Below are 23064 nucleotides of genomic sequence, written 5' to 3'. Positions count from 1 at the left end.
CGCTAACCATATTGGAGAGAGACGATGTCGGCACCTGATGCAAAACGGGTAAAAGAATATCTGCTGGACCTGCAGGACCGCATCTGTGCGGCGCTGGAGCAGGCCGATGGCGAGGGTCGTTTTGTCGAGGACAGCTGGGAGCGTGCCGAAGGCGGTGGTGGCCGGACCCGCGTGATCAGCCAGGGCGCGGTGATCGAGAAAGGTGGCGTCAACTTCTCGCATGTCTATGGCGATACCCTGCCGGGCTCGGCCACGGCACACCGCCCCGAGCTGGCCGGTCGCTGCTTTGAAGCCATGGGCGTGTCGCTGGTGATCCATCCGCACAACCCCTATGTGCCGACCTCCCATGCCAACGTGCGTTTCTTCATTGCCGAAAAGGAAGGTGAAGAACCGGTATGGTGGTTCGGCGGCGGCTTCGATCTGACGCCCTACTACGGCAACGACGACGACTGCCGCCACTGGCACCAGGTGGCCCACGATGCCTGTGCTCCCTTCGGTGACGACATCTACCCGCGCTTCAAGCAGTGGTGCGACGATTACTTCTATCTCAAGCATCGTCAGGAACCGCGTGGCATCGGCGGTCTGTTCTTCGATGACCTCAACGAGCTGGGCTTCGAGCAGAGCTTTGCCCTGATGCGCGCCATCGGCGATGCCTATGCACCGGCCATCGTGCCGATCATCGATAAGCGCAAGGACACCCCCTACGGCGAGCGTCAGCGTGACTTCCAGCTGCACCGTCGCGGCCGCTACGTGGAATTCAACCTGGTATGGGACCGCGGTACTCTGTTTGGCCTGCAATCCGGTGGCCGCACCGAATCCATCCTGATGTCGCTGCCGCCGGAAGTGCGCTGGGACTACGACTGGAAGCCGGAACCCGGTACCGAGGAAGCGGTGCTGTACGAGCGTTACCTGCAGCCGCGCAACTGGCTGGAGGCCTGAGATGACCGACCGCTACGCCGTGTTTGGCAACCCCATCGCGCACAGCAAGTCGCCGCAGATCCACGCCCGCTTTGCCGCGCAGACCGGGCAGGCGCTGATCTACACCGCCGAGCATATCGAAGAAAAGGACTTCGAGGCGGCGGTGGAGCGCTTTCTGCAGGGCCACGGCAAGGGGCTGAACATCACCGTGCCGTTCAAGGAGCGGGCCTGGGCGCTGGCGCAGTGGCGCAGCGAGCGTGCCGAGCTGGCCGGGGCGGTGAACACCCTGTATCGGCTGGACGATGGCCGCATCGCCGGTGACAACACCGACGGCATCGGTCTGGTGCGCGACCTGGCGGAAAATAACGGTGTCACCCTCAACGGCGCCCGGGTGCTGGTGCTGGGTGCCGGCGGGGCCGTGCGCGGGGTGCTGCAGCCGCTGCTGGCGGCCGGTGTGGCCGCCATTCTGGTCGCCAACCGCACGGTTGCCCGCGCCGAAACGCTGGCCGAACTCTTCGCCGATGATGGCCGGGTGCAGGCCTGCGGTTTCGATCAGATACCCGCCGAAGCCTTCGACCTGATCATCAACGGTACTTCCGCCAGCCTGCAGGGTGAACTGCCTCCGATAGCCGCCGCCAGCGTGGGGCCGAACACCGCCTGTTACGACATGATGTACGGTGCCGAGCCGACCCCCTTCTGCCGCTGGGCGATGGAGCTGGGCGCTGCTCAGGTAATTGACGGTCTGGGTATGCTGGTGGAGCAGGCAGCGGAGTCCTTCCGCATCTGGCGCGGGGTACAGCCCGACACGGCGCCGGTGATGCAGGCCCTGCGCACGGCGCTCAAGACCGCCTGAATGCTGTCATCAAGACGTCAGATTCGAGTGCTAGCCCCCTGAATATGAACGTCTTTTTACATGTTCTTTACTCCGGCTGCCTTGCATCGGATAAATGCGAGGCGGTATAACAGAGAAACACCCCCTCTGTAGTGGAGTACGCGCATGGACAAGCATCTGCCACTGGCGCCTGCGGCGCTCTATCGTACCTGCGACCCTGAACTCCTGCCCTTCAAGACCACCGAGTCTCTGGAACCCTTTGCCGGTTTCTTCGGTCAGGACCGTGCCATCGAAGCCATGGCCTTCGGCATTGGCATGCAGCGCCCGGGCTATAACCTCTTTGTTATGGGCAACCCGCACACCGGCCGTTTCTCCTTTGCCATGGAAAGCCTGAAAACCTCGGCCAAGAAGCAGAGCAAGCCCAGTGACTGGTGCTACCTTAACAATCTCAGCGACAACCGCTACCCGGTGGTTCTGGAACTGCCGGCGGGTAAGGCCGGGCATCTGCAGCGCGATATCCGCCACCTGCTCGACTCCCTGCTCGGCGAGCTGCCGGCCGCCTTCGAGAACCCGGCCTATCAGCGCTTGAAAAGCCAGATCGAGCGTGACTTCAACCGCCACTACGACGAAGCGCTGGATCGAGTGGAGCGCAAGGGGCGTGAGTACAGCATTGCTGTTTACCGTGATGGCGCTACCGTGGGCTTCACCCCGGTGGCCAACGGTCAGGCGATGGATGAGGCCGCCTTTTCCCAGCTGCCGGAAGCGGAGCGGGAGGCGATCCAGGCCCATATCAGTGAACTGGAAGAGATGCTCAACGATAGCCTGACCGGGCTGCCGGTGTGGCGCCGTGAGGCGGCCGAGCGGATGAAAGTGTTGGACCGAGACACCACCCGTCAGGCGGTGGAACCGCTGATTCAGCCGCTGCGCGATAAATACGCCAATATCGGCGGCATCGTCGATTATCTCAAGCACCTGGAAATCGACCTGATCCGCAACGCCAGTGACCTTTTCGGTGATGAGGGAGCCCTGGAAGGCAAGAGCGACGTGGTGCGCCGCGAGTATCTGGAGCAGAACTACGGCCTCAACCTGCTGGTGGATAATCACAAGACCAAGGGTGCGCCGGTGGTGTTCGAATCTCACCCCAGCTACGAGAATCTCTTTGGTCGGGTGGAGTACGTCAGCGAAATGGGGTCCATGGTGACCAACTACACCCTGATCCGTGCTGGTGCCCTGCATAGAGCCAACGGTGGCTACCTGGTGCTGGAGGCGGAAAAGCTGCTGGAGCAGCCCTTCGTCTATGGGGCGCTCAAGCGGGCACTCAAGGCCCACGAGATCCGTATCGAGAACCCGGTCAGCGAGTATGCCGGCATCAGCGCCATCACCCTGAGTCCGCAACCGGCCAGCCTCAAGGTCAAGGTGGTACTGGTCGGTGAGCGCGATACCTACTATCTGTTGCAGGAGCTGGATCACGATTTCGAGAAGATGTTCCGCGTGGTGGTGGACTTCGACGAGGACGTACACCGCACGCCCCACTCCATTCGTCAGTACGCGCGGCTGATGAAAACCCTGGCCACGGAAGAAAATCTGGCACCGCTGACCCGCCGTGCGGTGGCGCGGCTGGTGGAGCACAGCTCCCGTCTGGCCGGGGATCAGGATCTGCTGTCGGCCCATGTGGGCGAACTGGTGGATCTGCTCTGCGAGTCGGATTTCCGCCGCCGTGAACAGGGCGATACCCAGATCAATGCCGAACATGTGGAGCTGGCGCTGGAGGCTAAGGAGCGACGCACCGGGCGGCTGTCGCAGAAGATTCTGGAGAGCATCCTCAACGAAACGGTGCTGATCGATACCGATGGCGAGGCGGTGGGCAAGTCCAACGGCCTGACGGTGTTGCAGGTAGGGGATGTCTCCTTCGGCAGCCCGGCGCGTATCACCGCCACGGTCCACCCGGGCACCAAGGGCATCGTCGATATCGAGCGCGAGGTGACGCTGGGGCAGCCGATCCACTCCAAGGGGGTGCTGATCCTGTCCGGCTTCCTCGGTCACAAGTACGCGGGTGACTTTCCGCTGGCATTGTCGGCCAGCCTGGCGATGGAGCAATCCTACGGCTATGTGGATGGCGACAGCGCTTCGCTGGCGGAGATCTGTACCCTGATCTCCGCCCTCACCCATATCCCCATTCGTCAGCAGTATGCCATTACCGGCTCCATCAACCAGTATGGCGAGGTGCAAGCGATCGGTGGTGTCAACGAGAAGATCGAGGGCTTTTTCCACCTGTGCAAGACCCGCGGCCTGACCGGCTGGCAGGGGTGTGTGATTCCCCGTGCCAACGTGCGTCACCTGATGCTCAAGGCCGAGGTGGTGCAGGCGGTGGAGGATGGGCTCTTCCACGTGCATGCCGTGTCCACGGTGGACGAGTGTCTGGAGATCCTGATGGGCCGCAGCGCCGGAGTGCGCAAGACCGATGGCCACTTCACCCAGCGCAGCATCAACGCCCAGGTGGTCAAGCGCCTGCGCGAGCTGGCCAAGGCCAAGGCCTGATATCGCACTAATCCCCGGCGGGGCCTTGTGGCTGCAGGCCCCGCCAGACGGTGTATCCCGCCGACAGCGTCAGAAGCGCATCCCCACTTCCAGCCAGACCTTGCGCCCCGGTGTGTAGCGATCGCTGAAAGCGTCCAGGTCACTGGTATTGGTGTTGATCACCTGGTCAAACAGGTTGCTGACCTCAACCATTACATAGCCTTGGCTGTTGGCCCAGGTTCTGGGTTTCCACTGCACCTTGGTATCGACGGTGACCAGATCTTCCAGGCTGAAGTCCTCATACACATCGTAACCCTCGCTGGTGTTCTTCCGCGTGTCACGGGCGATAGTGCCGCCCTGGCGCAGATTGATAAAATTGGACCAGGTCAGATTCCAGGCCGGCAGCTGAGTGACGCTGCTCAGGCTGACACTCAACGGAATGTTGTAGTCCCAGGCGGGCAAGTCGCTGCGATCCACCAGTTTGCCCTGGTAGTAGACTGGCTCGCGGTTGATGAAGTCTTCATAGCTGTCGGACTCGCCCAGGTGATGGTTGCCCTGGGTGTTGCTGGTGCTGTCTTTCCAGCCCAGCGCCAGGCGAGCGACCGTGGCGCTGTTACCGATCATCAGCGGGTGTTCGGCATGGTCCAATTCCCAGGTCAGGCTCAGTGTGTCGCTGCGGCCGCTGTTGTAATACAGTTCAAGATCATCGCTTTTGGTTTTGCGAATGCCGTTGCGGCTGTCGCGCTGCACCAGTTTCAGTGTGCTGTTGAACGGCCCGGCCTGCTGGACCCAGCCCAGCATCAGTTCATCCGAATAGGGCGTAGCCAGATCAAGCGGCCCCGAGGTGTCTTCGCCCTGCTTGGGTGGCAGCTCAGCGCCATTGGGCAGGTAGACCCTGCGTGTATAGAAGCCGCTGAGGGCATCGTTGATGGCGTATTGCAGGAAGCTGCGGCCGTAATAGCGGTTGGCACCGGCCAGCAGACGGGTACTGCCATCACCGAACAGGTCCCAGTCGGCGCTCAGGCGGGGGGCGATATCCAGATTGCCCAGCCAGTCATTGTAATCGGCTCGCAAACCGGCGCGCAGATTGAGGTTGCGCCAGCGTATCCGGTCATCCAGGTACAGCGAGCGGGTCCAGTAATCGACCCCGATTTCACCTTTGGCATAGGTCGAGTGGATGCGCATGCCGTTGGCCAGGGTTTGATCAATCGTCACATCCTGAGGGCGGTTGTAGTGCGCCTCCTGATAGCGCAGCTCGCCACCCAACGTGATGCGGTGTTCGGTTGCGCCCCAGAGTTGCCTTGCCAGTGCCAGCCTGGGTGCCAGGGTGAGGCTGGTCTGGTTACGCTCGTTGTCACCGAAGCCACCGCCAGAATCGCCACCGGCGGCGTCCTGGAAGGCATGGTTGCTGCCGGAGTCGAGCTCATCCTGCAGTCGATCCAGCCCCGCGTCCAGGGTAAATGTATGGCCGCCGGTCAGGTGGTATTCGAGGTTGGTGCCCAGACCGATGCCGCGGTGAGCCTGCACATAGGGAGCGTCATACACCGGTGAGGTGATCCCGTCATGGCGGCGCTCGGCATAGCGCAGGCTGAAACCGGTTTCCAGGCGGTCGTTCCAGCGCGTATCCAGTCGAGTGTGCAGATTATCGATGCGGTCGTTGAAATAGGTCTTGTCGCCATCCGGTTCGGTCTGGCGGAAGGATGAGGTGCGTCGGCTCAGGCCCAGGGTCACGCCGCTGCGATCGCTCAGCCCTTGCTGGGCTGACAGGTGGTAGCTGTCCTTGCGATAGATGGGGGTGAAGTCGGCGCTAAAGCCAGAGGCATTGTCGAAGTCGTCCTGGTCACGGGCATCCACATGAAAAGATTCCCACTCATCGCGCTGAATACCGTAGCGCAAGTCTACGAAGTCGTTGCCGTCATAGCGTTTCATCCGGGCGCTCACCACGCCGCCGGTGAAGCCGCCGAAACTGGCCGGCACGTTGGCATCGTAGACCTCGACCTGCTCCAGCAGGCCTACATCCAGATAGTAGCCCTGGGGTGAGCTGCCGCCGTCGGTTTTGGTCAGGCCGGGCGTGCCGTAGTCGCTGCTGCCGGACGCCGGGTTGATGTCGTTGTTGACGCCGATGCCATCGATCATGAACAGGTTTTGATAATACGCCTGGCCATGAAAGGAGAATTCCTCCGGGCGCATCACTCCGCTATTGGCCGAGCCGCGCCCGTTGCGGGAGAAGTCCACCGCCGGATTGATGCGCAACAGGTCGGCCAGATTGCCTTCGCCGGTGGGCAGCTGCTCGATCAGCACCTGGTCAATGACCTGAACGCCGGTCGCCAGTTCATGCCCAGTGATGGTGACACTGGGCAGCTCCTGGCTGCAGGTCTGCGGTTGCGGGTCGCGGCAGTGCTCGGCTGTTTCGGCCTGGACGACAGCTGTCGATAAGCCGGTGAGCATGATGATGATGGGCGATAAGGCATGATGAGAGCGCATAGAGTCCCCTGGCGTGCGTCAGTGAAAGCTTGAGAGACGACCGGGCATCGGCGAGATGCAGGTGAATCGCCATCCGCAGGATAATGGATAATAAACTAATTGCTTACGCAAATCATTATCATTATCGGGGTTGCGTTCGTATCCGTGCGTGTGGTTGGGGTCGCTGTGATCAGGGCGTTGTGGAGCTCATCAGCGGTTCGGGCGGTCGTATCGCCACAGGTCGACGATTGAGGGTCGCCAAAAAGGCTTCCAGTGCATCCAGTTCAGTGCGGCTCAGGTGCAGCGGCTGAATCAGGGGGGATAACGGCGGCAGTTCCGGGTGCAGTCGGGTGTTGCCGATCATGCCGGCGTTGTACATGTTGAGTACACCGCGCAGGCTGGGGAAAAAGCCGTTATGCATCCAGGGGGCGGTGTACTGAAAATCGCGCAGGCTGGGGGTGCGGAACTTGCCACGGTCCTCTGCCCGACCGGTAGCCTGTTCACGGCCAGTGTCTTCATATTGACGCCCGTAATAACTCAGCCCGGTATGATGAAAGCGACCATCGGAGTACAGCGGGCCGTTGTGGCAGTTCAGGCAACCGGCCTTGGTACGGTACAGGTGCAGGCCAAAAATCTCCTGGTCATTCAGCAGTTGATACTGGCCGCCGATGAAGCGATCCAGCCGGTTGGGCCGTGACAGGATGCGGCGCTCGAAAGCGGCCAGCGCCTTGGCCAGACGGTCGGCATCGATGGGGCCGGGACCAAAGGCCTCGCCGAAAGCGCGACGATAGCCCGGACTGCGGTTGAGCCGCGCCAGCACCTCATCCAGTTCGGCGTTCATCTCTACCGGGTTGGTGATTGGCTGCAGGGCCTGGCCCAGCAAGCCCCGGGCGCGGCCGTCCCAGAACAGCTGCTCGAACCAGGCGGCATTGAGAAGGCTCATGCTGTTGCGGGTACCGCTCTGGCGGTCGTGACCGAAAGCAAAGCGGCGGCCATCGGCCCAGCCCAGATCCGGGTCGTGGCAGCTGGCGCAGGCATGCTGGCCCGACCCGGACAGGCGCGGATCAAAAAACAGTTGCTGACCCAGTGCCTCGGTGGCCGGGGTGTGCCAGGCCACCGGGGGCAGTGTGGGCAGCGGTGCCAGTTCGGGCACCTCCCCTGCTTCAGGATGTGTGTGCGCCGCCGGCCAGTGCTCGGGAGGCTGGCGATAGGCGTTGGCATCAAAGGCGTTGCCGGTATCCGGCCAGCTCAGTATCAGGGCGAGCATGAGTGCGCCCGGCCCGGTGACTTTCCATGTGGTCATAGCGATCACGCGTCCATTGGCTCAGGCGGTTTTGATACTCAGGTGGTTATCCCAGGCCAGGCGCGCGGCGATAGGGTCCAGCGGCAGGCGCTCGCGCAGGTTGTCCTCGGGGCGCATGCGGTACAGATGGCCGATGCCGGAGCTGACCAGAAACTCCCCTGCCACCTCGGTGGCACTGAGGCCGCAACCGTCACGGCAGCGCATGGCGCTGATAAAGCGGTCCTGTTCAAGGTCCCAGAAGGTGATCAAGTTGCCACGGGGCGCCGAGATGGCAGCGATTCTGCCGGAGCGGTCGATACGGGCGCTGCCGGCATATTGCTCCATCTGGTTGTTAATCGGCTCGGGGGCACGCAGCAGCTTCAGTGGCTGTCCGCGACGGTGCAGCGCCACCAGCGGCTTGTTGGCGCTGACCGGGCCCTGGGATTGCAGGGCGATGGCCACTGTACCGGCCGGGTTGCGGTCCAGGTGACGGATGCTGAGCTGGTGGTTTTCGGCGCTCATGCCGACCTGTTCCAGCAACTTGCCGGAGTCCAGGTCGATATAAGCCAGAGAGGGTTCCATGCTGTCCAGGTTGAGCTTTTCGCGGTTGCGGGTGAGGATGCCGCCATTGGCGACAATGACCTCGGAGCCATTCAACAACAGTTCGTGAGGGCCTACACCATAGCTTGGCATGCGGCTTACCGGAGCGAAGTGGTTGCTTACATCACGGACCACTACCTGCCCCTGGTTGCTGGCCATATCGTTTTCGGTGCTGACCAGCCAGCGACCATCCGGGGTGAACAGGGCATGGCCATAGAAGTGATAGCCCTCGCCGGCATCGATGCGTTTGACCTGCCGGCCGTTTTGGTAATCCACCACCTCGATGTAGCGTCCCGGGCGGCGAGCCACGGCGGCGGCCCAGGGCTTGTGCGGGTGCAGTTCCACGTGGTGGGCACGTTCCGGCAAGGGGTAGCGCAGCTGTGTCTGTCCTTCGCCATCGGTGACCAGCAGCCAGTGCTGGCGGCGATCGCTGGCGGCACTGACCAGCAGCCCGCCGGTGTGATGGTGCGCTAGCACACGGCTGGCCGGCAGCAGCAGGCTCGCGGCCATCAGGCCCAGAAAGCGGCGGCGATTAGTCTCCATCACGGCTGTTGAACCCCAGTTGGATGCCCAGTACGTCCATGGCGTTGTCCAGCTGTTCGCTCAGCTGCTTGAGTTGGGCGGTCACCTCGGTCAGGCGAGCATGCTGCTCCGGCTGGGTGATGGCGATTTTCAACGGCGTCGACACCTGCTTCAACTGCTGCTGAAGCTGGTTGAAGGTGGCACTGATCTCATCGGCCAGAGCTGCGGCACCGGCCTCTCTGAGCAGGCTGTCGACACTGGGCTGGTTGCCCTGATACAGCTCTTGGAGCGCGGCCAGATTGCTGCGGATATTGGCCAGCGAGCTGCTGCTGCGGTGGCTTTCCAGCCGTTTATAGCGTGCGGCTTCGGCGCTCTTGCCCATGGGCTTGAGCAATTTACTGTCGCGGATCGCTTCGATCGGCTCCACCAGCGAAGCCATGAGTTCTACGGCCAGCTCGGCGGCGACCTCATCCTCCTGTGACGCGGTGAAATCCGCCTCGGCCTGTGTCTGCCATTCCTGGTGGATGGCACGGCTGACCGCGGCAACATGGCCGCTGATGGCCTGACTCAGCTCGCACTTGCGGCCCTGTTGCAACTGTTCGAGTGCGTTGTCGGCGAACAGCAGTCGCTCCAGTGCCGGGAAGCCCTGAATGGAGACGCTGGCCTGGCGGAAGAACTTGGCATCATAGGGCTGGTCGGATGCCAGTGCCTGACGCAGCTGACGCGCACCGATGTTCTTGCGATCGGGCCAGAACTCCAGGCCGAAGTTGCGCATCAAAAACTGCACCGGGCCGAACTGCACATGCTGAATGCCTTGCCAGGCCTGCATGGCGTTATGCCAGTCGGCACGGGCCTGCTCCAGCGCGGCGGCGGAAGGGGTGGTGCAGAAGGCGCTGGTGGTGCGCTCCAGGGTTGCCGTGGAGTGTTCCAGAGCGGCGTAGCGGGGCAGCACATGCTGCTGAACGGCCTGCTGATTGAAGCGGGGCCAGTCTGGAATTGAGGTGTCGGCGTGGGCCAGACCGGCGGCCAGTACCAGGCCGGTGGTGGCCAGCCAGAGTGGCCAGATGCGTTTGGCAGGTGTGTGCATCACAGTGACTCCAGAAAAGCGATCAGTTGATCGCGTTGTTGCGATGGTAATTGGCGGAAGTATTCGCGGCTATCGGCGGCTTCCCCGCCATGCCAGAGGATCGCCTCGGCGAGGGTACGGGCCCGGCCGTCGTGCAGCAGGGCGCGCTCGCCACTGACCGTACGGTGCAGGCCCAGACCCCAGAGGGGTGGCGTGCGCCATTCGCGGCCATTGGCGGCAAATTCGGGTCGATGATCGGCCAGTGCAGCCCCCATGTCGTGCAGCAGCAGATCGGTATAGGGGTGGATCGTCCGGTTGCTCAGCGCCGGTCGATCCGGTGCCTGCCCGGTTTGTTGCGTGGGTGTATGACACCGGCTGCAGCCCAGCTCGGTAAACAGCTGCGCACCGGCTTGCACTTCGGGGTGTTCGGCGCGGCGCTGCGGTGGTACCGCCAGATGTTGAGTGTAGAACAGCAATACTGCCATCATCTCGGCTGAGGCTTCGTGCCCGCCCTGAGCTTCAGTATTGCCATTGGGGGCCTGCCGACAGTCGAGCTGTGCCACGGTGCAGTCACCGGCGGGCGCCGGGTAGTCGGGATTGGAAATACCGATGTCGGTATTCAAAGCGCCGGCATTCTGCAGCCGCAAATCGGGCTGTCCGGCTTTCCAGCCAAAACGTCCCAACTGTGGTCGGTCATGATCCGGATGAAAGACCCGGTTGGCCCGCCCCGAAATGCCGTCGTCGTCGGCATCATCCGGGTCTTCCCGGGCGAGAATATCGGCAGCCGGAATCAGCTCCAGCAAGCCCAGGCCGATCATCGCCGGGGCCAGTCGAGGGGAGAGTCGCGTCTGCGGATGCAGGGGACCGTAGCCCGGATCGGTGATGGTATAGATCGGTTGGCGCAGTTCCACTGACTCACCGCCGGCCAGTTCAACCAGGCGATATGTGTATTCCAGCCGGATGCTGCCTTCGGCCTTGAGGCCGGGCACGGCAAAGGTTTGCAGCTGGGTGCCGTAGGTCGGCTCGGGCGTGACACCCAAGGGTGTCTGATGGCCCTTGCCGGGAATGCCCAGCCGGACCAGGATGCCGTTGCGGTTGGCACTGCCCTGCTCGTCCGGCGGCAGGCCGCGGCCATTATTGATATGGCACCGAGAGCAGGCGCGGGCGTTGTACAGCGGCCCCAGCCCATCGCTGGCGGTGGTGGACGAGGGCGAGGAGACCCAGAGCTTTTCGAAAATGGCGCGCCCCAGCACAAAGGTCATACGCTGCTCGAACGGCATATCGGGCTCGGCGCGCATGAAGGCCTTGCGCTCGGCGGCGGAAACGGACGGACCGGGCGAGGCCCGGTCCGTGTCAGCCCTGGCCATCGGCAGGCTCTGGCTGATACCGAGCAACAGTATCAGCCAGCCCAGGCCAGGGCGCCGACAGCCGTACAATGCGTGGTGCATGGTGCTGATCAGCCACCCAGCACGGCTGACGGGTTATCCAGGCTATCGGAGCCTTCCAGCTCAACATCCGCAATCCCCAGCGTTGTCATCACTTCTTCGAGCACCTGGGTCTGAGCGGTCAGGGCATCGACAAAGGCCTGTACCTTGGCGTTGCCTTCGGTGTTGCCGGCAGCGATCAATACATCGAAGGTTTCACCCTGGGCAGCGGCATCCACCATCACCTGGGCCGCCGCCTGAGTGGCATCCAGGTGGTCACGCATCTTCTGATCCAGCGTGGGATTTGCCGCCCGGGTCAGCGCCGACAGGGAAGCGCCCTTGAGGGTGCTGCCGTCGATGCGGCTGTACTCGCCCAGGTAGGCGTTACGGATACCCAGGGCATCATAGTAGTGCGACCAGTGGGTGTTGTCGGAGAAGCAGTCGTGCTCCTCTTCCGGGTCATGCAGCATCAGGCCCAGCTTGGTGCGCTCGCCGCCCAGCTCGCCATAGGACAGGCTGCCCATGCCGGTGGTAATCGTGGCCAGACCACCCAGATCACCCTTGGCCGCCAGCTGCTGGCGCGCATCACCGCCCTCTTGCCAGTGGGCGGCCATTTCGGCCAGATCATCGACCAGCAGGTCGGTGGCGGCTTTCAGGTAGGCGGCACGACGGTCGCAATTGCCGCCGGTGCAGTTGTCGGTATCGAAATCGGTCGCCGGACGTTCGCCCGCGCCGGGCTTGGTACCGTGCAGGTCCTGGCCCCAGAGCAAGAACTCGATAGCGTGGTAGCCGGTGGCCACGTTGGCTTCGACACCGTCGATCTCGTGCAGAGTTTCCGCCAGCAAGGTTTTGTCGATGGTGGCGGCATCCACCTGCTGGCCCCCGATGTTCAAGGCCGGGTTGGCGATAATGTTGGCGCTGTACCAGGCGTTGATATCGGATTCGCTGCCGTAGCGGTTGGCATCAACATAATCGATCAGGCCTTCATCCAGCGGCCAGGCGTTGACCTTGCCTTCCCAGTCATCAACGATGGCATTGCCGAAACGGAACACTTCGGACTGCTGATAAGGCACGCGTGCGGCTTTCCAGGCCTCGCGGGCGGCGTTCAGATTGGCATCCGTGGGGTTGGCAATCAGGGTGTCGATGGCGGCCTGCAGCTGCTTGGCAGCTGCCAGGGAGTCGGCAAAAACGGCTTCGGCGATGTCGGCGTAGTGGCGGTTCACGCTCTCGACCTGGGCCTTGACGGCCTCAGGTGCGGCAACCGCCTGGCTGATGCTGACCGGAGTGAACGGAGACATGACCGCTGCCGCAACCGCGGCAGGCAGCAGAAGACGTTTAAGAGACATGACAGCTCCCGTGCTGAGTTAGGTTGTTGTCTACACTAAACTAAATGCAAATCGTTATCAATAATGTTCGTGTGATCGCGCCAAAAAACCGACCTCGGAGGTCGGTTGTAACATGCAATGGTGCGGCCTGTCTGAGAGAGGCCGAGACGGGTCAGGCCCAGTCTTCGGCGGCGTGCTTGCTGGCCAGTCGGGCGTAGTTTTCGGCCGTGTAGGTGAAAAATTCCTTCTCTTTCTCGGTCAACTCGCGCTGCGGCTTGGCCGGGCGGCCCACATAGAGATAGCCGCTTTTCAACGTTTTCCCCGGCGGTACCAGGCTACCGGCGCCGACAATCACTTCGTCCTCGACCACGGCGCCATCCATGATCATGGCGCCCATGCCGACCAGAATGCGACTGCCCAGCGTGCAGCCGTGCAGCATCGCCTGATGGCCTACGGTGACATGGTCGCCGATGATCAGCGGGAAACCGTCCGGGTTGAAGGGACCGGCATGGGTGATATGCAGTACGGAGCCGTCCTGAATGCTGGAGTAGCGGCCAATGCGGATGCGGTGCATGTCGCCGCGGATCACCGTCATCGGCCAGACCGAGCTGTGCTCGCCGATCTCCACATCGCCCAGTACCACGGCGCTGGGATCCACGAATACGCTGTCGGCCAGTTGCGGGGTCATGCCCTGATAGGGTCTTACGTTCATGCGGCTCTCCTGAATCTGATTGAAATCACCTTGGCTGGGCCCCATTGTATACTCAATAAGGCTTTGACCTCGCCCTGCCGAGGCCGAAGGCGATCCATAATGCCGATCCCGATTGGAGAGACCCCATGTCCAACCCCCTGCTCGAACGCCATCTGCTGCCCCCGTTCAGCCGCATCCTGCCGGAACATGCCGAGCCCGCCATCGACGAGCTGCTGGCACGCAACCGCGCCCGTATTGCCGCGCTGACCGCCGATGCCTCGGTCAGTGGCTGGGCGCTGGTGGCCGAGCTGGAGCAGCTCAACGACGAACTGGCGCAGGCCTGGTCGCCGGTCTCCCATCTGAACGCGGTGATGAACTCCGATGCCTGGCGCGAGGCGTACAACGCCTGCCTGCCCAAACTGTCCGAGTATTGGACCGAACTGGGCCAGCATCAGGGCCTGTTCCAGGCCTTCGAGTCGCTGGCCAACAGCGCCGAATATCAGCAGCTCAGCCCTTCACGGCGCAAGGTGGTGGATAACGCCCTGCGCGACTTCCGCCTGTCCGGCATTGCTCTGCCGGAGGCTCAGCAGAAGCGCTATGCCGAGCTGCAGCAGCGCCTGTCCGAGCTGACCACCAAATTCTCCGAGAACGTGCTTGATGCCACTCAGGGCTGGTGGAAAGAGATCAGCGACGAGGCCGAGCTCTCCGGTCTGCCGGAGCACGCGGTCGCCGCCGCCAAAGAAGCCGCCAGGGCCAAGGAGCTGGAGGGTTGGGTGATCACCCTGGACTTCCCGGCCTACTATGCGGTGATGGCCTTTGCCGATAACCGTCAGCTGCGCGAGGAGCTGTACCGCGCCTTCAGCACCCGCGCCTCCGATCAGGGCCCCAAGGCCGGTGAATGGGACAATTCCACGGTGATGAACGAGATTCTGGCGCTGCGTCATGAGCTGGCACAGCTGCTGGGCTTCGACACCTATGCCGATTACTCCCTGGCCACCAAGATGGCCCAGTCGCCGCAGCAGGTGGTCAGCTTCCTCGAGGATCTGGCCACGGAAACCCGACCGATCGCCGAGCAGGAGCTGGCCGAGCTGCAGGCCTTTGCCCGTGAGCGTGATGGCATCGAACAGCTCAATGCCTGGGATCTGACCTACTACGGCGAGAAGCTGAAGCAGGCCAAGTTCGATATCTCGCAGCAGGAGCTGCGCCCCTACTTCCCGCTGCCGAAGGTGCTGGACGGCATGTTCACCATCGCCGGTCGCCTGTTTGACCTGGAGGTGGAAGAGCAGCAGGATTTTGACAGCTGGCACGGGGATGCACGGCTGTTCGCGCTCAAGCGCAACGGCGAGCCTTTTGCCTATTGCTACCTCGACCCCTTTGCCCGCAGCGGCAAGCGTGGCGGGGCCTGGATGGACGACTGCCGGGTGCGTCGCCGTCTGAGCGACGCCGAGCTGCAGCTGCCGGTGGCCTACTTGGTGTGCAACTTCACCCCGCCCCTGCCGGGCGAGTCGGCGCTGCTGACCCACGATGAAGTGACCACCCTGTTCCACGAATTCGGCCACGGCCTGCATCACATGCTGACGCAGATGGAAGAGGCCGATATCAGCGGCATCAACGGTGTGGCCTGGGATGCGGTGGAGCTGCCGAGTCAGTTCATGGAAAACTGGTGCTGGGAGCCGGAAGCGCTGGCGTTGATTTCTGGCTATCACGAGACCGGTGAGCCCCTGCCGCAGGCGCTGCTGGACAAGATGCTGGCGGCCAAGCACTTCCAGTCCGGCATGATGATGATGCGTCAGCTGGAGTTCTCGCTGTTCGATTTCCGCCTGCACCACGAGTATCAGCCGGGCACAACCGAGATCCAGGCACTCTTGGATGGCGTACGTGAACAGGTAGCGGTGATCCGCCCACCAAAGGAGAATCGCTTCCAGCACGGTTTCAGCCATATCTTTGCCGGTGGCTATGCGGCCGGTTACTACAGTTATAAGTGGGCCGAGGTGCTGTCTGCCGATGCCTTCTCCCGTTTTGAGGAGGAAGGCATTTTCAATACCGATACCGGTCTGGCCTTCCGTCAGGAAATTCTGGAACAGGGCGGCTCCGGCGATCCCATGGATCTGTTTGTCGCCTTCCGTGGCCGCGAGCCCAGTGTTGACGCCCTGCTGCGCCATTCCGGTATCCGTTGAGAGGTTTGACCATGAGTGTACACAAGCGATTCATTGCCGGCGCGGTCTGTCCGCGCTGCGGTGAGATGGATACGGTACGTATGTACCGCGACGAGGAGCGCGAGCACCGCGAGTGCATCAAGTGCGGTTTTGCTGACTCCTTGCGCCTGGATGGCCGTCCCGATCCCCAGCAGATCGAAACCCGCGTCAGCGGCGAGCGCTCTGACAAGGCGCCGGCTGCAGTGGCGGATGACAGTCCGCAGCCGATCAGGATCATGGACCCCGGCGCGTTCCGCCGCGACCACTGATGACCGCCTCTTCTGCATTGTCCCGGCCCTGTGGCTGGGCGATGCACAGCCCTCTTGAGCAGGCCTATCACGATCAGGAGTGGGGCGTGCCCCGGACCGATGATCGGGTGCTGTTCGAGTTTCTGGTGCTGGAGTCGGCGCAGGCGGGCTTGAGCTGGCGCACGGTGCTGGAAAAGCGCGACGGCTATCGCCGCCACTATCGGGATTTCGATCCCGAGCAGGTGGCGGTGTTCGGTGAGGCCGAGATCGAAAAGATGCTGGCCGATCCCGGCATCATTCGCAATCGGGCCAAGATCGAGGCGTCGATCAACAATGCCCGGGTGTTTCTTGAATTGCAGGCGCGCCACGGCTGCTTTGCCCGTTTTCTGTGGCGCTATGTGGAGGGTTGCCCTATCCAGTCCGGTTTCGAACGGATGGAGCAGATTCCGGCTCAGACCGCCCTGTCACAGCAGCTGGCGAAAGATCTCAAGCGTGAAGGGATGCGTTTCTTTGGCCCGACCATCGCCTATGCCTACATGCAGGCGGTCGGCCTGGTGAATGACCACCTGCGCCACTGTCCACGCCATCAGGCCTGTCGGGAGCTGGGGCAAGCGGCCGATCTGTAAGGGGCTCGGCCATGCAGGCGTGACCGAGTCGTATGATCAGAAGTAAGTGGCCAGTACCAGATTCAGCGTATCGCTGTCCTCATCGGCGTAGCCCTCCTCTCGCACGTATTCGGCGATCAGCTCGGCATGGGCGCCCAGCTCGCGGCTGACGCTGGCCGCCAAACGCTGCTCGGCCAAATCCAGTCCTGCCGCCTCATCCGATTCGCTGTAGCCCAGCGCCAGAGTGCCCGGCGCACCGAAGACCGCCGTATTATAATGTGTGCCCAGATGCCAGACGCTCGGCTTGGCGCCACCTAGGGCCGCAAAGTCGTCGGCCTGGATCCACTCGGCTGAAACGCCCAGCTCACCCAGCTCCAGCGCGGCATTGATGCGCCAGGCGGACTGCTTTTCATCAACGCCGGCATCAAGGAAGAGTTCGGTGTTGCCGAGATTGTTCAGGTAGCCGGCACCGACCGACAGGCCATTGCCGAAGGCGTAGCCCAGGTTTAGGCCGGCATTGTTGACGTGGTCGTCGTTGTCCTGATCACCCTTGAAGATGTACAGATCGGAGCTGAAACCGCCCTGAGCGTAGCTCAGCATGGCCAGGTCGTCGGTGTTGTCGCTCAGGTCGTCGGTCAGCGGGTCGGTCCAGGTGGCGCTTTCGATCACGCCGAAGGGAATGCCGGTCTTGCCGACGGTCAGGGACAGCGGGCTGCCCTCTTTGGCGATCACGGCGATCGCTTCATCGACGAAGAACTCTTCGTCTGCACCTTCGTCTTCGTACTTCAGTGTGGTGGACAGCGTAATGAATTCATTGACCTGTGCATCCACCACCAGCTCCACGGTATCCACATCCAGATCATTGGTGCTGCCTTCATCCAGTTCACTGTGGGTGGCGAGGAATTCAGCCTTGCCGCCGAGGCTGACACGGTCGGTCCAGTGGTTGCCGGCGTCCGCCGGTGCGGCTGTCGGTTGGGCAGCCTGACGGGCTTCCAGCTCGGCGATGCGTTGTTTCAGTGCTTCGATTTCGGCGCTAACGGAGGTGTCGGCAGCGTGTACGGACAGCGGAGCCATGAGTGCGACGGCACAGGCGAGGGTTAACAAGGATGGCTTCATTGGCGTTCCAGCGAAATAAAATTGAATTTAATTTTAATACGAATCGTTATCAATTTTATTATGATGTTTTTCCTTGGCGCAACCCTGCTCGGGTGGCAAGTCGCTACACGGTTCCGGTTACTGCTTGGGGTTCAGAGGCTGATACCAGACCCGATAGATTACATCGGCCTTGTCATCGGAGATCAGCAGATCGCCGTCGGGCTCCACCAGCACGTCCACCGGGCGGCCCCAGGCGGTTTCGCCCTGTAGCCAGCCGGTGATGAACGGGGTGACGGCGGTGATCTTCTCCCCCGAGGTATCGACTCGCATGACCCGGTAGCCCACCTTGCTGGAGCGGTTCCAGGAACCGTGCTGGGCCATGAACAGGCTGGTATTTGGGGTGTCGGGAAACTGTTCACCGGTATAGAAACTGATGCCCAGGGCGGCCACATGGGCGCCGAGCAGGGCCACCGGGGCCTGGCTGTCGAGGGCTCGTGCGCCTGCGCCGAAACGCGGGTCGGCCAAGCCATCGCCATGGACGAAAGGAAAGCCGAAGTGCAGGCCGCCCTGCCCGGCGCGATTGAGTTCGTCATCGGGCTGGTCGTCGCCCAGATGATCGCGGCCGTTATCGGTAAACCAGAGGCTGTTATCCTCAGGATGCCAGGCAAAGCCCACCGAATTACGCACGCCCCGGGCCCAGGGGGCCGCGTTGCCGCTGGCGGGATCGAAACGCATGATGCTGGCGAAACGGGGATCGGTTTCCAGGCATACGTTGCAGGGCGCGCCGAGGGTGAAGTAGAAGGCGCCGTCCGGCCCCCGCTTGAGGTATTTCCAGCCGTGATGGGTAATGTCGGGCAGGTTGTCGAGCAGCACCTCCGGTTCTGGCGGATTGTCCAGCCGGGTGTCGATACCGTTCAGGCGGACCAGACGAGTCAATTCGGCCAGGTACAGATCGCCGTCTGACCAGGTCACCCCGTTGGGCAGGCGCCGGCCCGACAGCAGTGTGTGGCGGGTTTCGTAGCGCTGGTCACCATCTTGGTCTTGTAGCGCAAATACCCGGCCATCGCGGCGGGTGCCCACATAGAGAATGCCCGCCGGGCTCAGCGCCATCTGCCGGGCGTTGGGCACCTCGGCGGCGATCTCGATTCGATAGCCCGGCGGCAGCTGCAGCTGCTCCAGTGGCAGGGCCTGGACGCTGCTGCTGAATGCAAGGCTGCTCAGGGCGGCGGTCAGCAAAGGTGTGCGCATGCGTTTATCTCCCTTCAGGCTCAATCCTTCACGCTCAAAAAGAGTCTGGCTGTCCGGGGTCGATTACGCCACCTTGTCTTCGGTACTGAACCAGGCGTCACGTCGGTCCAGACACCAGAACACCCAGGCACCGGTGATGCCGCGGGCGGCGAACAGCGACAGGAACGCCAGCCAAAGACCGTGGTTGCCCAGCGGCTGGGCCAGCCACCACACCGGGGCAAACACCAGCAGCACCGAGACCAGCATGGTGTTCTGCATCGCCTTCACCCGCGTGGTGCCGATGAAAATGCCGTCGAGCAGGAAGCTCCAGGTGCCCACCAGCGGCAGCAGGATGATCCAGGGCAGGTAACGCACCGCCTCCGCGCGCACCTCAGGAATATCGGTGAGCAGATGGATGATCGGCTGGCCGCCGAGCCAGAACACCAGTGTCAACAGCACGGCACTCACCAACGACCACTGGGTGGCGCAGATGAGGATGCGATAGAAGCCGTCACGGCGTTTCTGTCCCAGTGCCTTGCCGGTCAGTGCTTCGGTGGCGTGGGCAAAGCCATCCAGGGCGTTGGAGATCAGCAGCAGAAAGTTGAGCAGCACGGCGTTGGCCGAGAGGATGCTGGTGCCCTGCTGGGCCCCCTGACTGGTGAAGAAGGCAAAGGTCATCAGCAGCAACAGGGTGCGCACGAACAGGTAGCGATTGACGCTGATCAGTTCGCGATAATCGCTGAACCGACGCAGTTGCTGCCAGGCCCAGTGACCGGGGATGCGCCCCAGCATGCGACGACAGAACCAGAGTCCCAGCGCCAGGCTGAAATACTCCGCGCAGACCGTGGCCAGGGCTACGCCATCGGCGGCCATGCCGAAGCCGAACACGAACAACAGGTCGAGCAGCATGTTGAGCAGGTTGGTGCTGGTAAGCAAAATCAACGCGATGCGGGTGTTCTGGTTGCCTACGAACCAGCCCAGCAGGGCAAAGTTGCACAGCACCGCCGGGGCGCCGAAGGCACGAATGGCAGTGTACTCGGCGGCCGAGGCCAGCACCGCCGGTTCCGGGTCCATCCACTGCAGCGCCAGGCCGGTCAGCGGCGTGCGCAGCAGCAGGATCAGCAGGCCGATGCCGGCACCCAGGATCAGCGACTGGCCCAGCAAGGTGCGGATGCGTTCGCCGTCATCGCGGCCGCTGGCCTGGGATACCATGCCGGTGGTGCCCATGCGCAAAAATCCGAAGGCCCAGTACAGAATGGAGAAGATCATGCTGCCCACGGCCACCGCCCCCAGATGGTGGGGCTCGGGCAGATGGCCGATGACGGCGGTATCGATCAGGCCCAGCAGCGGCACGGTGATGTTGGACAGCATCATCGGCCAGGCCAGTGCCCAAACGCGGCTATGGGTGGCCCTGTCCGGCCAATGGGTCTTGGAGGTCATATTGCTGAAGGGGTCATCGGGTTTGCAGCGCTCGTACCGGCAGGCTGTACAGCAGCAGGAACTCGACCAGCGCGGTCACGACCACCGAGGGCCCCGCCGGGGTGTTCCAGAACCAGGAGGCACTGATGCCGCCTACCACCGCCAGCATGCCCAGCAGCGAGGCGAAGACCGCCATCTGTTCAGGGGTGCTGGCCAGTCGGCGGGCGGCGGCGGCCGGAATGATCAGCAGCGAGGTGATCAGCAGGATACCGACCAGCTTCATGGCCACTGCAATCACCACTGCGATCAGCAGCATCAGCGCCAGGCGGGTTCGGGCCACCGGCACTCCTTCCACCTGTGCCAGCTCCTCGTTGATGGTGATCGCCAGTAGCGGGTTCCACAGCCGCCAGAGCAACAGCAATACCAGTGCACCGCCGCCGTAGATCCAGTACAGATCGCTCGGTGCAATCGCCAGCAGGTCGCCGAACAGGTATTCCAGCAGGTCGATGCGCACGTTATCCAGCAGTGCCACGGCCACCAGCCCCAGCGACAGGGCGCTGTGTGCCATGATGCCCAGCAGCGTATCCGTGGCTACCAGGTGCTGGCGCTGCAGCGAGACCAGCAGCACCGCCAGCAGTACGCAACAGGCCACCACGGCCAGGTTCAGATTGATGTCGAACAGAAAGCCCAGGGCGATGCCCATCAGCGCCGAGTGCGCCAGTGTATCGCCGAAATAGGCCATGCGGCGCCAAACCACAAAGGCCCCGAGGGGTCCGGCCAGCGCGGCGATGCCCAGGCCACCGGCCAGGGCCAGAATCAGAAACTCAGCCACAGTGATGTCCGTTGCATTCGTCAGGTTGCGGGTGATCGACGATGATATCGCCGTGGGCATCGTGTCGATGTCCGTGATGGTGATTGTACAGCGCCAGGGTGCTGGCCTGGGCCGGGCCAAACAGCTCGATGAACGAGGGATCGTTGCTGACATGCTCTGGGTTGCCCGAGCAGCAGATATGCTGGTTCAGGCAGATGACGTGATCGGTGGAGGCCATCACCAGATGCAGGTCATGGGAGATCATCAGTACCCCGCAGCGGCGTTGCTTGCGGATATCCGCGATCAGTTGATACAGCTCCAGCTGGCCATTCAGGTCCACGCCCTGCACCGGCTCGTCCAGTACCAGCAGCTGAGGATTACGCAGCAGCGCCCGTGCCAAAAGGACTCGCTGGGTCTCGCCACCGGATAGATTGTGGATGGAATGTTTCAACAGATGCGCCGCACCTACATCTTCCAACGCCTGCAACATCAAGGTCTTGTCGACTTTCTTCGGTGTGTTGAGAAAACGTTCCACCGACAATGGCAGGGTGCGATCGATATGCAGCTTCTGTGGCATATACCCAATGCGCAGGCCGGGCTGACGCCATACCTTGCCGGTAGACGGTTTGATCAGCCCCAGTACCACGCGGACCAGTGTGGTCTTGCCGGCACCGTTGGGGCCGATCAGCGTGGTGATGCAGTTGTCATGCAGATGCAGGTTGATGGTGCTCAGGGCGCTCTGTTTGTTGAAGCGCACACTGACCCCTTCCAGTCGTACCAGATCGGGATTGTGCTCAGGCATTCAAGGCGTCTCCCCGGCAGTTGGGGCACAGGCCTGTGACCTCCACCGTTTCCTGCTCGATGGCAAAGCCTACTGTCTGGGCACTTTGCATGAGCGTGGCGTGTACCGGTGCGGAGTCCAGTTCGGAGGTAGAATGACACTGGCGGCAAATCAGGAAGCAGCCCTGATGCTGCTCCTCGGGGTGCGGGCAGCCGACAAAGGCATTCAGTGACGCAATACGGTGTACCAGCCCCTGCTCCTGCAGAAACTCCAGTGCCCGGTAGACCGTTGGCGGTGCCGAATTGAAACCGGCTTCGGCCAGCGCCGGCAGCAGCTCATAGGCGCCGATCGGCTTGTGGCTCTGCCAGATCAGCTGCAGCACCAGTTCGCGTACGGGAGTCAGTCGCTGTTGCCGGGCACGGCACAGCTGACGTGCCAGCTGCAAGGCCTGATCGATACAGTGCTGATGGTTGTGACCGGACTCGAAAGCCAGATTATCCATAATGTTCCAGTGTGTTCAGGTGGTGTTTTGTTATAGTATAACTTACATATTCGTTTTGAAGAGAGACTTGCTCATGAAAGCCCTTCTGCGCCCTGCCCTGTCCTGCCTGTCATTGACGGCTTTGCTGGGGATGCCTGCGGTTACTCAGGCAGCCGAGGTGGTCACCAGCATCAAGCCGCTGCAATTGATCGCATCGGCCCTGACCGCGGGAGTGACCGAACCCGAGTTGTTGCTGCCGGCCGAAGGCACCCCGCACCACTATGCACTCAAGCCGTCCGACATGCGCAAGCTGACGGCGGCCGACGTGGTTATCTGGGTCGGTCCGGGGCTGGAGCAGTTTCTGCAGAAACCATTGTCCCGCACCGATGCGCATATTGTAACCCTTCTGCCGGACAGCACGCCGCATGCACACGGGGTTGCCCATGACGAGCTGGAAGCCGAGCATGATGCAGACCATGCAGACCATGCAGACCATGCAGACCATGCAGACCATGCAGACCATGCAGACCATGCAGACCATGCAGACCATGCAGACCATGCA

At 62.4% G+C, this 23064-nt stretch carries 20 protein-coding genes; 7 read left to right on the top strand and 13 right to left on the bottom strand.

Translation table 11 applies throughout. The features are described from left to right. The first annotated feature begins 24 nt into the window (after nt 1-24). The 3 genes from hemF to KTN04_RS10475 all read left to right on the top strand — a co-directional run bounded on the left by hemF (nt 25) and on the right by KTN04_RS10475 (nt 4288). Nucleotides 25-939, top strand: coding sequence for an oxygen-dependent coproporphyrinogen oxidase (hemF, locus tag KTN04_RS10485; protein WP_217335187.1), 915 nt, complete (start codon nt 25-27; stop codon nt 937-939). 1 nt (nt 940) lies between these two features. Further along, nucleotides 941-1771, top strand: a complete 831-nt coding sequence (aroE, locus tag KTN04_RS10480; protein ID WP_217335186.1) for a shikimate dehydrogenase — start codon at nt 941-943, stop codon at nt 1769-1771. Nucleotides 1772-1915: 144 nt separating this feature from the next. After that, complete coding sequence (locus tag KTN04_RS10475; protein WP_217335185.1) at nt 1916-4288, top strand: Lon protease family protein; 2373 nt, start codon at nt 1916-1918, stop codon at nt 4286-4288. 69 nt (nt 4289-4357) lie between these two features. Here KTN04_RS10475 and KTN04_RS10470 read toward each other — a convergent pair whose 3' ends face one another. The 7 genes from KTN04_RS10470 to KTN04_RS10440 all read right to left on the bottom strand — a co-directional run bounded on the left by KTN04_RS10470 (nt 4358) and on the right by KTN04_RS10440 (nt 13661). Next, nucleotides 4358-6751, bottom strand: coding sequence for a TonB-dependent receptor plug domain-containing protein (locus tag KTN04_RS10470; RefSeq protein WP_217335184.1), 2394 nt, complete (start codon nt 6749-6751; stop codon nt 4358-4360). A gap of 169 nt (nt 6752-6920) precedes the next feature. Continuing rightward, nucleotides 6921-8033 carry a cytochrome-c peroxidase gene (locus tag KTN04_RS10465; RefSeq protein ID WP_254262499.1) on the bottom strand — a complete coding sequence of 371 codons (1113 nt, stop codon included), beginning with the start codon at nt 8031-8033 and terminating at the stop codon, nt 6921-6923. Nucleotides 8034-8054: 21 nt separating this feature from the next. Beyond that, the gene (locus KTN04_RS10460) at nt 8055-9155 is read right to left on the bottom strand and encodes a DUF1513 domain-containing protein (protein WP_217335183.1); all 1101 of its coding nucleotides are present in this window, start codon (nt 9153-9155) and stop codon (nt 8055-8057) included. Next, the gene (locus KTN04_RS10455; RefSeq protein ID WP_217335182.1) at nt 9145-10221 is read right to left on the bottom strand and encodes an imelysin family protein; all 1077 of its coding nucleotides are present in this window, start codon (nt 10219-10221) and stop codon (nt 9145-9147) included. Before KTN04_RS10455 ends, KTN04_RS10460 begins: the two co-directional genes overlap by 11 nt. Next, nucleotides 10221-11648, bottom strand: coding sequence for a di-heme oxidoreductase family protein (locus KTN04_RS10450; protein ID WP_217335181.1), 1428 nt, complete (start codon nt 11646-11648; stop codon nt 10221-10223). The genes KTN04_RS10455 and KTN04_RS10450 overlap by 1 nt, the downstream gene beginning before the upstream one ends. Before the next feature lie 8 nt (nt 11649-11656). After that, nucleotides 11657-12970, bottom strand: a complete 1314-nt coding sequence (locus KTN04_RS10445; protein ID WP_217335180.1) for an imelysin family protein — start codon at nt 12968-12970, stop codon at nt 11657-11659. 151 nt (nt 12971-13121) lie between these two features. After that, nucleotides 13122-13661 (bottom strand): gamma carbonic anhydrase family protein, encoded by a 540-nt coding sequence (locus tag KTN04_RS10440; RefSeq protein ID WP_217335179.1) that lies wholly within the window; start codon nt 13659-13661, stop codon nt 13122-13124. 125 nt (nt 13662-13786) lie between these two features. Here KTN04_RS10440 and prlC point away from each other — a divergent pair, with 125 nt between their 5' ends. From prlC to KTN04_RS10425, 3 genes are read left to right on the top strand one after another with little or no spacing between them, the layout of a single operon-like run. Beyond that, entirely contained in the window at nt 13787-15817 is a 2031-nt protein-coding gene (gene prlC / locus KTN04_RS10435; RefSeq protein ID WP_217335178.1) for an oligopeptidase A, read from the top strand. 11 nt (nt 15818-15828) lie between these two features. Continuing rightward, complete coding sequence (locus tag KTN04_RS10430; RefSeq protein ID WP_217335177.1) at nt 15829-16104, top strand: YheV family putative zinc ribbon protein; 276 nt, start codon at nt 15829-15831, stop codon at nt 16102-16104. A 41-nt stretch (nt 16105-16145) separates the two neighbouring features. Beyond that, on the top strand, nt 16146-16709 hold the full coding sequence (locus KTN04_RS10425; RefSeq protein ID WP_254262498.1) for a DNA-3-methyladenine glycosylase I: 564 nt from the start codon (nt 16146-16148) through the stop codon (nt 16707-16709). 36 nt (nt 16710-16745) lie between these two features. On the opposite strand, the gene KTN04_RS10420 is transcribed toward KTN04_RS10425, so the two are convergent. The 6 genes from KTN04_RS10420 to KTN04_RS10395 all read right to left on the bottom strand — a co-directional run bounded on the left by KTN04_RS10420 (nt 16746) and on the right by KTN04_RS10395 (nt 22523). Further along, nucleotides 16746-17804: an LbtU family siderophore porin gene (locus tag KTN04_RS10420; protein WP_217335175.1), complete on the bottom strand. Its 1059-nt coding sequence runs from the start codon at nt 17802-17804 to the stop codon at nt 16746-16748. Between the two features lie 117 nt (nt 17805-17921). Further along, a complete protein-coding gene (locus tag KTN04_RS10415; protein ID WP_217335174.1) occupies nt 17922-19031 on the bottom strand; it encodes a PQQ-dependent sugar dehydrogenase in 1110 nt (369 codons plus the stop codon). A 63-nt stretch (nt 19032-19094) separates the two neighbouring features. After that, the gene (locus KTN04_RS10410; RefSeq protein ID WP_217335173.1) at nt 19095-20450 is read right to left on the bottom strand and encodes an MATE family efflux transporter; all 1356 of its coding nucleotides are present in this window, start codon (nt 20448-20450) and stop codon (nt 19095-19097) included. A 13-nt stretch (nt 20451-20463) separates the two neighbouring features. Then, nucleotides 20464-21261 carry a zinc ABC transporter permease subunit ZnuB gene (znuB, locus tag KTN04_RS10405; RefSeq protein WP_217335172.1) on the bottom strand — a complete coding sequence of 266 codons (798 nt, stop codon included), beginning with the start codon at nt 21259-21261 and terminating at the stop codon, nt 20464-20466. Then, the gene (znuC, locus tag KTN04_RS10400; RefSeq protein WP_217335171.1) at nt 21254-22042 is read right to left on the bottom strand and encodes a zinc ABC transporter ATP-binding protein ZnuC; all 789 of its coding nucleotides are present in this window, start codon (nt 22040-22042) and stop codon (nt 21254-21256) included. Before znuC ends, znuB begins: the two co-directional genes overlap by 8 nt. Beyond that, on the bottom strand, nt 22035-22523 hold the full coding sequence (locus KTN04_RS10395) for a Fur family transcriptional regulator (protein WP_217335170.1): 489 nt from the start codon (nt 22521-22523) through the stop codon (nt 22035-22037). The genes znuC and KTN04_RS10395 overlap by 8 nt, the downstream gene beginning before the upstream one ends. A gap of 73 nt (nt 22524-22596) precedes the next feature. Between KTN04_RS10395 and KTN04_RS10390 the strand changes: the two genes are divergently transcribed. Continuing rightward, a partial coding sequence (locus KTN04_RS10390; RefSeq protein WP_217335169.1) for a metal ABC transporter solute-binding protein, Zn/Mn family occupies nt 22597-23064 on the top strand: 468 nt, incomplete at its 3' end.

This window comes from Marinobacterium weihaiense, assembly GCF_019061305.1.
Lineage (GTDB): Bacteria > Pseudomonadota > Gammaproteobacteria > Pseudomonadales > Balneatricaceae > Marinobacterium > Marinobacterium weihaiense.
Note: the sequence above shows the minus strand (reverse complement) of the source record. Positions and strands in the feature narration are given on the sequence as shown.